Below are 14,708 nucleotides of genomic sequence, written 5' to 3'. Positions count from 1 at the left end.
CCGCGGGCCGGTGGGGGCTGGTCGCGCAGTTCCCCGCGCCCCTTTCGGGGCGCGGGTCTGCGACCCCCGCCCCCGCCCCGCCTCCGCGATGGCAGTAATAACGGTGGAGTCAGAAGTGCACGGGGAGACTGAGTAGGCCTCGTGAGCGCATCGACGGCCTCCAACGCAGTTCCTGCGGCTGTACGTCCAGGGCCAGTTGGGGGAAGCGGTCCAGGAGTGCTGCCAGGGCGATCTCCGTCTCCATGCGGGCGAGGGGGGCGCCCAGGCAGTAGTGGATGCCGTGGCCGAGGGCCAGGTGGGCGGTCGCGTCGCGGGTGAGGTCGAGGCGGTCGGGGTCGGGGAAGCGGCGTGGGTCTCGGTGGGCGGCGGCCAGGGACAGGAGGACGGTCTCGCCGGCCGGGATGGCGACCCCGCCGATGGTGACGTCCTCGGTGGGGAAGCGGCGGATGGCCAGGGGTACCGGGCCGTCGTAGCGGGCCAGTTCCTCGACCGCGCCGGGCAGCAGGCCGGGATCGGCGCGGAGTGCGGCCAGTTGGTCGGGGTTGCTCAGCAGGGCAAGGGTGGCGTTGCCGATGAGGTGGACGGTGTTCTCGTAGCCGGCGAACAGGATCAGGAAGGCCAGGGACATCAACTCGTCCTCGGTCAGCCGGTCCTGGTCGTCGCGTACGGCGATCATCGCGGAGAGCAGGTCATCGGTCGGGGCGGCCCGCTTGTCGGAGATGAGCTGGGTGAAGAAGCCCAGGATGGACCGTACGGCAGCCTTCGCCTTGTCTGGTTGTGCGGGGTCCGGGGCCAGCAAGATGTCGGTCCAGGACCGGAAGTCCCGCCGGTCGTGCGGGGGCACGCCCAGCAGTTCGCAGATCACGGTGATCGGCAGGGGCGCGGCGTAGGAAGCGATCAGGTCGGCGCGGCCGTGCGGTTCGACGGCGTCGAGGAGTTGGTCGGCGGTCCTCCTGACGGGTTCGCGCAGCAGGGCGATACGGCGCGGGGTGAACGCCTGGGACACCAGGCGCCGGATGCGGGTGTGGTCCGGCGGGTCCATGTTCAGCAGGTTCGCGTCCAGCGCCGGCGGCAGCGCGAGCCCGTGGTAGCCGCCGGGTTTCGCGTTGCGTTTGTCAAGGCTGAGCCGGGGGTCTGCGACGGCCTGGCGTACGTCGTCGTAGCGGGTGACCAGCCAGGCCGGGAGCCCGTCCGTTCCGGTGATGCGGTGGACGGGCCCTGCCTCGCGAAGCCGTGCGTACACCTCGTAGGGGTGGGCGATCAGCTCCGCAGGGTCGGCGACGGGCGGCTGAACAGGGGTTAACGATGGCATGGGCTCCACCCTAGAGCGGGCGTCGGAGCACGTCGGTCTCGTTCCGTCAGCGGAAGAGGTCGGCGTTCTCGGCGGCCCACTGGCGGAACGGTCTGGCCGGGGAGCCGGTGATTCGCTCGACGGTGTCACGCACCGCCAGCAGTTCGGCGTTGACGTCTCCGCCCGTGACGTCGAGCACCGCGTCCGCCGCCTCCGCGCCGAAGACCTCGGCCATCCTGGCGTGCGCCTCCCCGCGGCTGATCTTAGTGAAGGGCACCTCCCGCCCGAGTGCCGCCGCGAGGGCCTCGACCTGCTGCCGGGCCGTCACCGGTTCGGGGCCGGTCAGTGCGTACGTCCGTCCCCGGTGGCCGGGTTCGGTCAGCGCCACCCGTGCCACCGACGCGATGTCCGCGGGGTGGATCGTGGGCAGCCCGGTGTCGGCGTACGGGGCCCTGACGGGCTCACGGTCGCGAATGGACGCCGCCCACATCAGGGCGTTCGAGGCGAACTGGGTCGGCCGCAGGACCGTCCAGGCGATGCCACTGTCCTTGAGGAGCCGCTCGACCGCCAGGTTCTCGTCGGCGGGGCCGAGGTGCGGGTGAGTCTGGACAGTGATCGACGACACGAGCACTACGTGTTCCACTCCCGCCGACCGGGCGGCCCCGATGATGTCGACGTCCGGACCCAGCCGGGACAGAAGGAACAGCGAGTACACCCCTTCCAGACCGGACTTCCATGACTCCGGCTTCGCCAAGTCCCCCTCGACGGCCTCGACCGTGTCGGGGAACGCGGCCCGAGCGGCGTCACGGGTCAGCCCTCTCAGCGGCCCCGCACCGTAGGCCTGCAACTCCCCCAGCAGGGCCCTGCCTATGTTTCCGGTGGCCCCGGTCACGAGGATCATCAGCGTTTCCCGTCCCGTCAGTTGATCGACTTGGGGACACGCTAGAAGCTCAATCGCGCTTCAGGTCAAGGCGGTTCGTGGCCCTCCCGGGCGGCAGGCGGTCACTCGTCGTTGACCCAGCGCATGAGTCGTTGGAGCGGGTAGAAGCCGTCGTGGGAGAGGCCCGGTGGCATGCCGCCCGCCCCGCCCAGGGACACCACGCGCTGGACTCCGGCGCAGGCGAGGGCATCGCGGAGTTCCGTCTTGCGGGTGTCGGGATACACGCCGACCGTCTGGGTGGCGACCCCTGCGTGTGTCACGGCGTCGGTCAGGCCGGTCACCGGGACTACGTTGACGATCTTTCCGTCGGGGTGGAAGTCCACCGGCTCGGGCGAGCGGATGACCAGGCCCCGGCCGTCGTAGCCGCCCCACACCCGGTACTCCGGCGCCAGCGAACGCAGTACGTCGATCTCCTCACGGAGTTCCCCGGCGACCCGCGGGCCCTCGGCGGAGCTGAACTCCCTTGCCACGCCGAGGCGTTCGCAGAGCAGCTCGGCGTAGCGGTCGGCGTCGTCCCAGGAGCCCTCGACGAACTGGAAGCGGCTGGCCACACACGCCTGCTGGTTGAAGAACGTGGCGTCGGCAGCGCCCGCGTCGGCTGCTCGGGCCAGGGACTCGGGAGAGTCGAAGGCCTCGCGGCCGATCAGGGAGATGGAGGTCTTGGGATCGAAGGAGACGAGTTCGAGGCCCGGGCCGACGTACCGCAGTGCGCCTCGGATCGTGGACTCGCCGCCCCAAGCGACCAGTTTGTCGAAGAACTGGGGGCGGAAGAGCACGCTCTCGACCGTCTCGTCGCCGCCGCGCCAGTACACCGCCGAGAACGAGTGCACGACGGGGTGGCCGGGTGCCACCGCGGCCATCGTGCGCAGGATCGCGGTCGCGGTGAACAGGTCGTTCGAGGGCAGCTTGAGGAGGTTGACGCCCTTCGTGAGGGCTCCGCGCACGACGGACATCGCCGCGACGCCGGGTGCGTTGCCGGCGATGATGTGCACCAGGCGCGGCGGGAAGGCACGCGTGGCCGCGATCCGGTTCCCGGGCAGCCGTACCTCGCGCCAGCCGTCGAGGACGTCCGCTCCGCCGAGTTCGTGGTCGATCTGGGCGTACAGACTGGGTAGTTGGAAGCTGCGCCATAGTGCGGCGTAGGCGCGTTCGAGGACCTCGGCGGGGAGCGGGCTGACACGGACCATCCGGTCCAGGGCCTCGGCGAGCAGGCCCTCGCGGTCCGCCTTCAGTGCCTCGCCCGTCTCCACCAGCAGGTCGACGATCTCCGCGACGGACACGTGGAAGGCAGGGCCCGGTTCGGTGCGGGGCCACACGAGGCGGTCGAGGTCGAGTGCCGGTGCGGTGAAGCGGCCGAGGTCGCGGCGTGGTCCCTCGTCGATCTCGCCGCGGATCACGTGGACGACGGACACGGGGGCCGCCTCCGTGCCGTGGAGCGTCGTGGCGCTCATCCGTGGATCATCCCCCGGACGTAGGAGTCGAGTGTCGCCGCGCAGGTGATCTTGTCGTCGCCGCCGAGGTCGCCGTAGCGCTGGATGTCCGGCAGGACGGTCGGTCCCGGTCGGCCGCAGGCGCAGGGAGAGAAGTTGACGAAAACCCGGTCGCCGCTGATCAGTCCGCCCCAGCGGCCCTGGAGAGAGACGTCCAGGAACGCGAACCGGCCCTCCACTACGCCCTGTTCGGCGTTGAGCAGCTTCTCGCCGGCCTCGTCCAGCACCAGCGGGATCACCCACGGCGGCACGTGGTAGTCACCTTTCTCGCAGGCGAGGCAGGAGCCCTGGAGTTCCGTCATGCCGTAGCTGCGGACCCGCCGTACGCCGTCGTAGAAGGCGGCGAACCGCTCCTGGTAGTCGTCGGGCAGCGCGCGGCCCTTGTTGCCGCCGCCGCTGAGCACCAGCGTGTCCGGGTGGAGGCTGCCGTCGGCCACGCCTCGGGCGCGCAGGGCCTGGATCAGGGTGAACTGCTGGTTGTTCATGCCGGCGATCAGCAGCGGCTCGTCGCGGTGGGCGGCGATGTCGTCGACGATCCGGTCCATGGCCGCGCCCAGCTCCTGCTCGCGGGACTCCGACACGGTCTCGAAGGAGCTGATCTCCTGCGGGGTCGCGGTGCCCTCCGCCATCCGGCGGCGCAGCAGGGCGCTGCTCATCAGTTCGGAGACCCGCATCGGGTCCTCCGTCAGCAGCCGGGTCTCCCCGGGCCGGGCGAAGACCTCCGCGTGCCACCGGTAGCCGTCGATGGACCGCATCGGGCCGCTCGCGGGTGCGAGGAGGTAGCCGCGGCGGGTCGGTTTGGGCGGGAGCGGGTCGGGCCAGCAGGTGAGGTGTTCGAGGATGTCGTGCAGGAAGTCCAGGTCGCTCGCGTCGCAGTTGAGGAAGGAGACCTTCCCGGAGGTGCCGCTGGTGATGTACGGGCGGTGACCTGCGGCGGTGATGCGGTCGGTCCACTCGTCGATGTCGCGGACGCCGTCCATGTCGACGTCGTCCCGCTCGACCACCGACACGGTCGTGTACCAGTGCAGCAGCCGGTCCCAGCGGCCGGCGGTGAGGAGGGAGAGCGGGTACGACTTGTAGCTGGTGTGCGAGAACAGGAGCGGCACGAGGTCGTCGGGGCTCGTGATCTCGTGTACGGCGGTCTCCTCCGCCCGGGTGCGCAGCAGCGGGATCCGCTCGCGCTGGGCGGTGAAGGCCTCCCGTGCGGCTTCGAGCTGCAACTCCCTTAGTTCTTGGGCAGGTTGGTCGAAGGTTTCGCCGGACAGGACCAGTGATCGGATCTGCTCGCGTGCGCCGCACACGGCAGTCACCTCCATCGGTTGGGGAATCGCGTCAGGGAATCGCGTCAGAAAGTCCCGTCAGGGAGTCGCGTTCTTCGCGAGGTACGAGGACTCGATCGCGTCGAGGTTTCCGCGCAGTTCCTTCGGGGTGCCGGTCATGGTGACGCGGCCGCGATGCAGGACGTACACGCGGTCCGCGATGTCCAGCACCTTGCGTACGTGCTGTTCGACCAGCAGCGCGCCCAAGCCCTGGTCGGCCGCCTCGCGCACGGCACGCAGCAGGCGGTCGACGACGAGCGGGGCGAGGCCGAGGGACAGTTCGTCCGCGAGGAGCAGCTTGGGGGTGCGGCACAGGGCGCGGGCCAGCGACAGCATCTGCTGCTCGCCGCCGGAGAGCATGCCCGCGCCGACCTTGAGGCGTTTGTCGAGTTCGGGGAAGAGTTCGACGGCCCGGTCCGGTGTCACCCGGCCGACCCGCAGGTTGTCGGTGGTGTCGAGCCGGGTGAAGACCGCCCGTTCACCGACGTAGGCGAGGCCCTCGCGGGCGCGCCGGTGCAGGGGTGCGTGGCCGGTGGTGCCCAGCCAGCTGACCTCGCCGCTCATCGGGGCCAGGTCGCCGGAGAGGGCCCTGAGTGTCGTGGTCTTGCCCGCGCCGTTGGGGCCGAGCAGGGCGACGACCTCACCGGGGCGGACCTGGATGTCGAGGTCGCGCACGACGGGTCGGGTGCCGTATCCGGCGGACAGGGCGCGGGTCTCGATCAGGGGCGTGTCGATGTCGTGCACGGGCTTGCTCCTCAGCCGGATCAGCCGGATCAACCAGGTCAGCCGGGTCAACCAGGTCAGCCGGCCGACATGGCCGTCAGCACCTTGCGGACGTCGACGAAGGTCGAGCCGGGCTTGGCCCACTCGATCTTGCCGTCGCGGATGGTCAGTTCGGTGGCGGTGGTGTTGTGGATGCGGTTGAGGCCCTTGATCGGCAGAGCGGTCGACTCGCTCCAGGTCAGCGGCGGGGTCAGACCGCCGGTGTCGATGCCGGAGGTGGTGTCCAGTTCCTGCACCAGGGCCTTGGAGGAGATCGTCGGCAGCTTCTTGACCGCCTCGGTGAAGACCTTGAACGCCACCCAGGTCGTCCCGTTGGCGCCGTTGGTGGGGTCGATCTCCTTCTCGCCCTTGGTGGCTTCGAGGAAGTCCTTCCAGGCGGGGTCGGAGGTCGGCGGGTAGTAGCCGGTGATCGCGGAGCCCTCCAGGGGACTGCTCGCACCGCCGGTGCTCTCGGCCAGCTGCGGGGTCAGGTTGCCGACGACGCTGCCGAGCTTCGTCTTCGCGCCGGACTGCACGTACGACGTCACGAACAGGTCGGAGTGCGTGCCGAGGATGACGTCCACGCAGTCGCTGTCCTGGGTAGCTGCGGCGACCTGCGGAGCGAGGTCGGTAGCGGTGACCGGCACCTTGAGGTCCTTGGGGGCCGTTCCTCCGGCGGCGGTCACGCCGACCGCGAGGAACCGCGCGACGGTCTCGGCGGCGGCGACGTCGTACCGTACGCCGGAGATCTTCTTGCAGCCCTCCTCCACGAGCTGCTCGCCGTGTGCCGCGAACACCACGGGTGTGCCGCCGTTGACCGGGAAGGACAGCGGGTTGGAGAACTCGGCGGCCGAGACGCCGGTCCCGCCGAGGTAGGGGATGCCGGCCTTCTCCAGGATGGGCATGTAGCGGTCGCCCGCGAGGCTGTACGAGCCGACCACCGCGACCACCTTCTCGGCGACCGCCTGCTGGGCGCACTTCTCGGCCTCGTCGGGGTCGTTCTTCTCGTTGCAGGTGAGCACCTTCAGCGGGCCGCCCTTGATCCCGCCGTTGGCGTTGATCCACTTCTCGTAGGCCTGGGCGGTGAGCCGGACCCCGGGCTGAGCGCTGCCCTGGGTGTCCTCCGGCGTCCAGACCATCACCTTGACCGGTGTGCCCTTCAGGGAGGTGGTCTCCGTCGAACTGCTCGCGGCCTCTCCCCCACAGCCTGCGGCGAGCAGGGCTCCGGTCACCGCGAGACAGCTCGCTGCGGCTGTTCTGCGTCGGCGTGAGTCGTTCATGGTTCCTCCGCGGTGCTCGTCGTCGAGATGCGAACAGCATGGGGTGCGTTTTCGAGTTAGTGAAGTACTCTCGGCACAATTATTTAACTGAATGTGCTGTCTCGTTCCGCTCTCGTCCTGTCCCTGGGAGGTTCCCCCGATGGACGACATCCTCAGGTTCGCGCTGCTCGGCCTGGGTCTGGGCGCGCTCTACACGCTCACCGCGCACGGCATCGTGCTGGTCTACCGGGGCTCCGGCGTCCTGAACTTCGCGCACGGCGCGATCGGGATGGCCGGCGCCTACGTCCAGTGGGAGCTGTCCGCGCAGCACGGTGTGCCGTACTGGCCGGCCGTCGCGTGCGGGGTGCTCGCCTCCGCGCTGCTGGGTGTGCTCACGCATCTGCTGGTGCTGCGCCCGCTGCGCCGGGCGTCCTCGCTGGCCCGGCTGGTCGGCACCCTGGCGGTGTTCATCGTGCTCACCGCGATCGCCGTGAAGCGCTACGGCGACAGCCTGCAGCTGGTGCCGGGCAAGCTGCCCACCCGGCTGCTGACGATCGCCGGGGCGACGGTGACCGAGGACCGCGTCTGGCTGCTCGCCATCGCGGTCGTCATAACCGCCGCGCTCCATCTCCTCTACAAGCGCACCCTGTTCGGCCTGGGCACCACCGCGGTCGCGGAGAACGAGGGCGCCGCCGCCTCGCTCGGCTGGTCCCCGGACCTGATCGCCACCGGCAACTGGGCGCTGGGCTCGGCGCTCGCGGGACTGACGGGCATCCTGATCGTGCCGGTCATCGGTCTGTCGGTGACCGGGCTGACCACCCTGCTGCTGAGCGCGCTGGCCGCCGCCCTGGTCGGCAGGTTCTCGTCGTTCCCCGTCACCCTGGCGGGCGGTCTGGTCATCGGCGTCGTCCAGTCCGAGCTGACCCGCTTCGGCTCCGACGTCACCGGGCTCGCCTCGTCCGTGCCGTTCCTCGTCATCGCGCTGGTGCTGGTCGCCCGCGGCCGGGCGCTGCCGCTGCGCGGCACGTTCCTGGACCGGCTGCCGGCCCTGGGCTCCGGCCGGGTGCGGCCCGTGCCGCTGGCTGTCGCCGTCGCAGTGGGACTGCTACTGGTGAGCCTGGCGACTCCACTCTGGGCCGACGCGATCACCACCACCCTGGTGATGTCGCTGATCATCCTGTCGATCGTCGTGGTCACCGGTTACGCGGGACAGGTCTCCCTCGCGGCCTACGCGCTCGCCGGGACCGGCGCCTTCATCGCCGGGCACGCGGCGGCCGACTGGGGCTGGCCGTTCGAACTCGCCCTGCTGGCAGGTGTGTTGGGCACGGTACCGATCGGCCTCCTCTTCGCGCTCCCGGCGGTCCGCACCCGTGGCGTCAACCTCGCGATCATCACCCTCGGCCTCGGCACCACGCTGGAGGCGATGGTCTTCCAGAACACCGACCTCTCGACGACCCCCGGCAGCGACGGCATCGCCGTGGGCAAGCAGACCCTCTTCGGCATCAGCATCTCCGGGGTCGACCATCCGCAGCGGTACGCCGGTGTGGTGCTCGTGATGTTCGTCGCGGCGACGCTCGTGGTCGCCAACGTGCGGCGCAGCCGGACCGGCCGCCGGCTGATCGCCGTACGGGCGAACGAGCGGGCAGCAGCAGCCCTCGGCATCGACGTCCGCGCCGCCAAGCTCTACGCCTTCGGCCTCTCCGCCGCCATCGCCGCGCTCGCCGGCGTCCTCACCGGGTTCCGCTCGACCTCGGTGGTCTTCTCGGACTTCGCCAGCTTCGAGTCCATCACGGCGCTCGGGCTCGCGGTCATCGGCGGAGTCGGCTTCCTCGTGGGCCCGTTGTTCGGCGCGACCTTCGCGGCGGGCACGGTGGGTGCCCGGTTCGGGGATCTGGTGCTGCCCGGGCTGAGCGAGTGGATGCCGCTGATCGGCGGGATCATCCTGGTGCTGACGCTGGTGGGCAACCAGGACGGCATCGGCAAGGACATCGGCAAGCAGGCGGCGGGTGTGCGACGCAGGTTGTCCGCCAAGCGCGCCGCGCTCGTGCCGGAGACCGTGCACGAGGAGGAGACGGCGGCGGAAGCGGTCCCCCGTGCCGCACCACTCCCCCTCCACGTACGGGACCTGACCGTGCGCTACGGCGGTGTCGTCGCCGTCGACGGGCTCTCGCTGGACGTGGAGCCGGGCCGGGTCGTCGGTCTCATCGGGCCCAACGGCGCCGGCAAGACCTCCGCGATCGACGCCGTCACCGGGTTCACCCGGGCCGCGTCCGGCAGTGTGCGCCTCGGCGACCGGGACGCGACCAGGCTGGCGGTGCACCGACGGGCCGCCGCCGGGCTCAGCCGGTCCTTCCAGTCGCTGGAACTGTTCGAGGACATGACCGTCCTGGACAATCTGTACGCGGCCTGCGACCGGCCCGGCCGCTGGACGTTCCTCACGGACCTGATCCGACCCGGCAGCCGCCCGCTGCCCGCCCATGTGCTGGTCGCCGTACGGGAGTTCGGGCTTCAGGACAGTCTGGACCGGCCGGTGGGCGATCTGTCGTACGGGGAGCGGCGGTTGCTGGCCATCGCCCGCGCGGTGGCCGCCTCGCCGTCCGTGCTGCTCCTCGACGAACCGGCGGCGGGGTTGTCGGACGACGAGACACGGGAGCTGGCCCATCTGGTGCGGCGGCTCGCCGAGGACTGGGGCATGGGGGTGCTGCTCGTCGAGCACGACGTCGACATGGTGATGAGCGTCTGCGACCAGGTCGTCGTGCTGGACTTCGGACGCCGGATCTGCGCCGGGACGCCGGAGGAGGTGCGCCGCGATCCGGCGGTGCGGGCGGCCTACCTGGGCGACCTGGAGCCGGAGACGCTGGCCTGAAACGGATCGGAGGCGCTCCCCACGTACGGGGAGCGCCTCCGGCCGTCGATCACAAGAGTGTCAGGCGTCGCGCAGGTCCGCGACGTACGGCTGATGGGACAGCAACCCGCCGTCCACGCGCAGGGTGTGCCCGGTGATGAAGGCGGACTCGTCGGAGGCGAGGAAGACGACCGCCGAGGCGACGTCCTCCGGCCGCCCCAGGCGTGGCGTGAGGTGATGGCGCAGCATCGCCTCCCTGATCGCCCCGTGCGCCGAGCCGGAGCTGGCCGGCGTGACGATGAACCCCGGCGCGATGGCGTTGCAGCGCACGCCCTGTTTGCCGTACTGGGTGGCGACGTACTGCGTGAGGTTGATGAGGGCGGCCTTGGAGGCGCCGTACGCCGGGTTGCGCAGATCGCCCGCGAGGCCGGCGCCGGACGAGGTGTTGATGATCGAGCCGCCGCCCCGCGTGATCATGTGCGGTACGGCGGCCTGGATGGCGACCATCGTCCCGCGAAGGTTGATGCGCATCGTGTCGTCCCAGACCGCCGGGTCGGCGTCCACGACGGCGAGGTCCAGGCGGGCGGCCAGATGAGTGGCCGCCGCGTTGTTGTGCAGGACGTCGAGGCCGCCGTACGTCTCGACGGCCGTGGCCACCATGGCCCGTACGCTCTCCACGTCACCGAGGTCGACCGGGACCGCCGTCGCGGAGCCGCCGGCGGCGCGGATCTCCTCCGTCACCGTCTTGGCGCCGTCGAGGTTCAGGTCGGCGACCACCGTGTGGGCACCCTCGGCGGCCAGGCGTCGCGCGGTAGCGGCGCCGATGCCGGACGCGGCCCCGGTGACGATGGCGATCTTCTCGTCGAGTCGTCCCATGTCCCGAACCACCTTTCCTAGTCGGTGAGTTGACTGCCGACGACCGACACGAACGAGACGCATTCGCCGGGGCCGCCACCGAGGTTGTGGGTGAGAGCGAGCGAGCGGCCCTCGGCCACGGACGCGACCGTCCGCTCGGGCGGGGCCTCGCCGCGCAGTTGGAGCCAGGCCTCGAACATCATGCGCAGGCCCGAGGCGCCGATGGGGTGGCCGAAGGCCTTCAGGCCGCCGTCCGGATTGACCGGCAGCGAGCCGTCCAGGTCGAAGGCCCCACTCGTCACGTCCTTCCACGCCTGACCGCGCTCCGAGAAGCCCAGGTCCTCCATCAGCACCAGCTCCGTGGGCGTGAAGCAGTCGTGGACCTCGGCGAGGGCGAGTTCGGCGCGCGGGTCGGTGATGCCGGCCTGGCGGTAGGCCTCCTGTGCGGAGGCGACGACCTCGGGGAACGTGGTGAAGTCGTACGCCGGGTCGAGGAGCCCGTCCGCCGGGCCGGCGACGAAGGACAGCGCCTTCACGAAGATCGGTTTGTCGGTGTACTTGTAGGCGTCCTCGGCGCGTACGACGATCGCCGCCGCCGAGCCGTCCGAGACGCCGGAGCAGTCGAACACGCCGAGCATGCCCGCGACGATCGGGGCCGACCGGATGCGCTCCGGCGAAACCTCTTTGCGGAACTGGGCGCGGGGGTTGCGGGCGCCGTTGACGTGGTTCTTCCAGGCTATGCGGGTGATGACGTCCTTCATCTCGTCGTCGCCCAGGCCGTACTTGGCGGCGTAGGCGGGGGCGAGGAGGGAGAAGTTGGCGGGGGCGGTGATCTCGCCCCGGCTGTCGTCGCCCGCGCCCGGGATGGCGGTGCCGGACAGCCCCGACATGCCGGAGTCCTTGAGTTTCTCCACGCCGACCGCCATGGCCATGTCGTACGCGCCGGACGCGACGGCGTAGCAGGCGTTGCGCAGGGCCTCGGAGCCGGTCGCGCACATGTTCTCGACGCGCGTGACCGGCTTGTTGGGTAGACGGAGGGCCCGGCTCAGGGTCAGTCCGGACACGCCGGAGGCCTGGGTGCCGAACCAGAACGCGTCGATGTCGTCGAGGGTGACGCCGGCCGAGGTGACCGCGTCGCCGACGGCGTCGATCAGCAGGTCGTCGGCCGAGCGGGTCCAGTGCTCGCCGAAGGGCGTGCAGCCCATGCCGACGATCGCGACGCGGTCCCGGATTCCGTGGGAACTCATCAGCCTGTCTCCTCGGTCTCGTCGCTCTCGTTGTCGAACCGCACCGGCCGGGCCTTCCAGAAGTAGTTGTGGACGCCGGACGCCGTGACCGTGCGCCGGAAGGTCATCTCCACCCGGGCGCCGATGACGGCGTCGGCCTCGGTGGCGTCGGTGAGCTGGCAGCGGAACCGGCCGCCGCCGTCGTAGTCGACGACCACGACGAGCATCGGCGGACTCGGCGTGGCGGCCAGCCGGTCCACGGTGAACGTGGCGACCGTCCCGCGTACGTGTTCCATCGGCTCGTCGGTCATGGCGTCGACGCTCCGGCAGGAGGTGCACACCCGGTCCGGCGGCAGATGCCGGGTGCCGCACTTCTCGCACCGGGAGGCGACGAAGCCGTACTTCCAGGCGGTACGGCGGTGGGCGGGCGGGGCATACGGCGGCTCGGGGTCCGGGCGGCGGGGTGGTTCGCGGTCGAGGAGGCCGCGCCAGGTGAGGTAGGTGGCGTACGGGATCGGGGCGCTGCCTGCCGCGACCTGGGCGGCGACCGGGCGGGGGCTGCGGTGGGCCGGGAGCGCGTCGGTGGTGCGCAGGAGGAGGACTCCGGCGCCGTCGCCGAGCACGACGAGCGCGATGACCTCGCCGGGGCGGGCGCGGTCGAGGACGTCGGCGAGGAGCAGACCGGGCTGGGCGGTACCGGCGTTGCCGATCGCCGCGCTGAGGTCCGGGGTCGCCGCCTCGGGGCGTACGCCCGCTGTCCGTCGTACCGCCGCGCACGCGCGCGCGTGCAGGCCCGCGACGACGAAGTGGTCGATCGCTCCGATGTCGAGGGCCGCGTGGTCGAGGGCGGCGGTGAGCGCCTTGTCGGCCAGGGAGGTGTAGATCTCCTCGGCGAAGCGCTCCTCCCAGACGCGGGAGGTGGGTGCGCCGGGCAGGCGCCAGCGGTCGAGGATCTCGTCGCTGACCGTGTCGTGGGCGAGCAGCTCCGCGATGACGGGAGCGCCGTTGCGGTGCCCGCCGAACATGAACGCCGCCGCGCCGTCGCCGCCCGAGGTCTCGTCCGCGCCTCCGGGCAGGCCGGTGCGCAGGTCGGACAGGACGGCCAGCGTCGGGACCGGGGAGCGAGCGGCGGTGACCAGCGCGCCGAGGCCGGAGCGGACCGAGCCGGCCATGTCGGCGGCGAGGACGTGCGCGTCGAGGCCGAGCGCCGCGTGGACGGCGGTCGCGTTCGTCTTGTCGAGGTAGGCGGGCGCGGCGGTGGCGAGGAAGAGCTGGCCGATGCGGGCGCGCAGCCCGTCGCGGGCCAGGGCGACCCGGGACGCCTCGACGGCCAGGGAGGTGGTGTCCTCGTCGTAGCCCGCGACCGCGCGGGTGCCCTTGCCCCCTCCGGTGCCGAGTACGGCGGCCACGTCCGCGCGGGCGAGGCGGTGGTACGGCACATAGGCGCCGTAGGCGATCAGTCCGGCCATGTCAGCGTCCTCCAGGAGTGTCGTTGCGGGGCCGTTCGAAGACCGCGGCGAGGCCCTGGCCGCCGCCGAGGCACATGGTCTCCAGGCCGTATCGGGCCTGGCGGCGGTCGAGTTCGCGCAGCAGGGTGGCGAGGATGCGGCCGCCGGTGGCGCCGACGGGGTGGCCCAGCGAGATGCCGGAGCCGTTGACGTTGAACCGCTCGAAGTCGGTCCCGGTCAGGCCCCATTCGCGGGTGCAGGCCAGGACCTGGGCGGCGAATGCCTCGTTGAGTTCGATCAGGTCGATGTCGGCGAGCTTCAGCCCGGCCCGTCCCAGAGCCCGGGTGGTGGCGGGCACCGGGCCGATGCCCATCGTCTCGGGCGGTACGCCGACCACGGCCCAGGAGACCAGGCGGCCAAGCGGGCGCAGCCCGAGTTCGGCGGCACGCTCGGGGTGGGTCACGATGCAGAGCGCGGCGCCGTCGTTCTGCCCGCTGGCATTGCCCGCGGTGACGGTGGCGTCGGGGTCCTGGCGGCCGAGGACGGGGCGCAGCTTCCCGAGCTTCTCCAACGAGGAGTCGGGGCGCGGGTGTTCGTCGGTGTCGACGACCGTCTCGCCCTTGCGTGTGCGCACGGTGACGGGCACGATCTCGTCGGCGAACCGGCCTTCCCGCTGGGCCGCGAGGGCCTTCTCGTGCGAGCGCAGGGCGAGTCGGTCCTGCTCCTCGCGGGGGATGCCGTATTCGCGGCGCAGGTTCTCGGCGGTCTCCAACATGCCGCCCGCGACAGGGTGGTTGACGCCTCCCGACGTGACCCGGCCACGGGCCAGCCGGTCGTGCAGCGTGGTCCCGGCGCCTCGCACTCCCCAGCGGACGTCGGTCGTATAGAACTCGGCCTGGCTCATGGACTCGACGCCACCGGCCAGGACGAGGTCGCTGGCACCGGTCTGCACCTGCATCGCCGCGGTGATGATCGCCTGCAGTCCGGAGCCGCAACGACGGTCGATCTGGAGCCCCGGCACCTCCACGGGCAGTCCGGCGTCCAGGGCGGCCACGCGGCCAATGGCGGGCGCCTCGCCGTTGGGGTAGCACTGGCCCAGGAGGATGTCGTCGACGGCGGCGGGCGGTATGCCGGTGCGGTCCAGGACCGCGCGTACGACCGTGGCGGCCAGCTCGGTCGCCGCCACGTCTCGGAAGACGCCTCCGTAGCCACCGACAGGTGTACGGACGGGTTCGCAGATCACCGCGTCACGCAGAAGGGCGGGCATCAGGCA

Annotated in this window: 11 protein-coding genes; 1 reads left to right on the top strand and 10 read right to left on the bottom strand. The window is 71.3% G+C overall.

Features of this window, described 5'->3' with window-relative positions; all coding sequences use genetic code 11:
• Nucleotides 1-109: 109 nt before the first annotated feature.
• From ACWCRB_RS34390 to ACWCRB_RS34365, 6 genes are all read right to left on the bottom strand, one after another.
• Complete coding sequence (locus tag ACWCRB_RS34390) at nt 110-1,312, bottom strand: cytochrome P450 family protein (protein WP_450999808.1); 1,203 nt, start codon at nt 1,310-1,312, stop codon at nt 110-112.
• A gap of 46 nt (nt 1,313-1,358) precedes the next feature.
• The gene (locus ACWCRB_RS34385) at nt 1,359-2,192 is read right to left on the bottom strand and encodes an SDR family oxidoreductase (protein ID WP_450999807.1); all 834 of its coding nucleotides are present in this window, start codon (nt 2,190-2,192) and stop codon (nt 1,359-1,361) included.
• Nucleotides 2,193-2,293: 101 nt separating this feature from the next.
• On the bottom strand, nt 2,294-3,682 hold the full coding sequence (locus ACWCRB_RS34380) for an acyl-CoA reductase (protein ID WP_450999806.1): 1,389 nt from the start codon (nt 3,680-3,682) through the stop codon (nt 2,294-2,296).
• Nucleotides 3,679-5,022, bottom strand: coding sequence for a hypothetical protein (locus ACWCRB_RS34375; RefSeq protein WP_450999805.1), 1,344 nt, complete (start codon nt 5,020-5,022; stop codon nt 3,679-3,681). Before ACWCRB_RS34375 ends, ACWCRB_RS34380 begins: the two co-directional genes overlap by 4 nt.
• 57 nt (nt 5,023-5,079) lie before the next feature.
• Complete coding sequence (locus ACWCRB_RS34370; RefSeq protein ID WP_450999804.1) at nt 5,080-5,784, bottom strand: ABC transporter ATP-binding protein; 705 nt, start codon at nt 5,782-5,784, stop codon at nt 5,080-5,082.
• Nucleotides 5,785-5,840: 56 nt separating this feature from the next.
• Nucleotides 5,841-7,082, bottom strand: coding sequence for an ABC transporter substrate-binding protein (locus tag ACWCRB_RS34365; protein ID WP_450999803.1), 1,242 nt, complete (start codon nt 7,080-7,082; stop codon nt 5,841-5,843).
• Between the two features lie 139 nt (nt 7,083-7,221).
• On the opposite strand from ACWCRB_RS34365, the gene ACWCRB_RS34360 reads away from it, so the two are divergent.
• Nucleotides 7,222-9,927, top strand: a complete 2,706-nt coding sequence (locus tag ACWCRB_RS34360; protein WP_450999802.1) for an ABC transporter permease subunit — start codon at nt 7,222-7,224, stop codon at nt 9,925-9,927.
• Nucleotides 9,928-9,987: 60 nt separating this feature from the next.
• Here ACWCRB_RS34360 and ACWCRB_RS34355 read toward each other — a convergent pair whose 3' ends face one another.
• From ACWCRB_RS34355 to ACWCRB_RS34340, 4 genes are read right to left on the bottom strand one after another with little or no spacing between them, the layout of a single operon-like run.
• A complete protein-coding gene (locus tag ACWCRB_RS34355) occupies nt 9,988-10,782 on the bottom strand; it encodes an SDR family NAD(P)-dependent oxidoreductase (protein ID WP_450999801.1) in 795 nt (264 codons plus the stop codon).
• A gap of 17 nt (nt 10,783-10,799) precedes the next feature.
• Nucleotides 10,800-12,008 (bottom strand): acetyl-CoA acetyltransferase, encoded by a 1,209-nt coding sequence (locus tag ACWCRB_RS34350; protein WP_450999800.1) that lies wholly within the window; start codon nt 12,006-12,008, stop codon nt 10,800-10,802.
• A complete protein-coding gene (locus tag ACWCRB_RS34345; protein ID WP_450999799.1) occupies nt 12,008-13,456 on the bottom strand; it encodes an OB-fold domain-containing protein in 1,449 nt (482 codons plus the stop codon). The genes ACWCRB_RS34350 and ACWCRB_RS34345 overlap by 1 nt, the downstream gene beginning before the upstream one ends.
• Before the next feature lies 1 nt (nt 13,457).
• On the bottom strand, nt 13,458-14,702 hold the full coding sequence (locus tag ACWCRB_RS34340; RefSeq protein ID WP_450999798.1) for an acetyl-CoA C-acetyltransferase: 1,245 nt from the start codon (nt 14,700-14,702) through the stop codon (nt 13,458-13,460).
• Nucleotides 14,703-14,708: the final 6 nt, after the last annotated feature.

The sequence above is a fragment of the Streptomyces sp. NPDC002156 genome (assembly GCF_053593675.1).
This window is presented reverse-complemented; position numbering and strand designations above follow the sequence as displayed.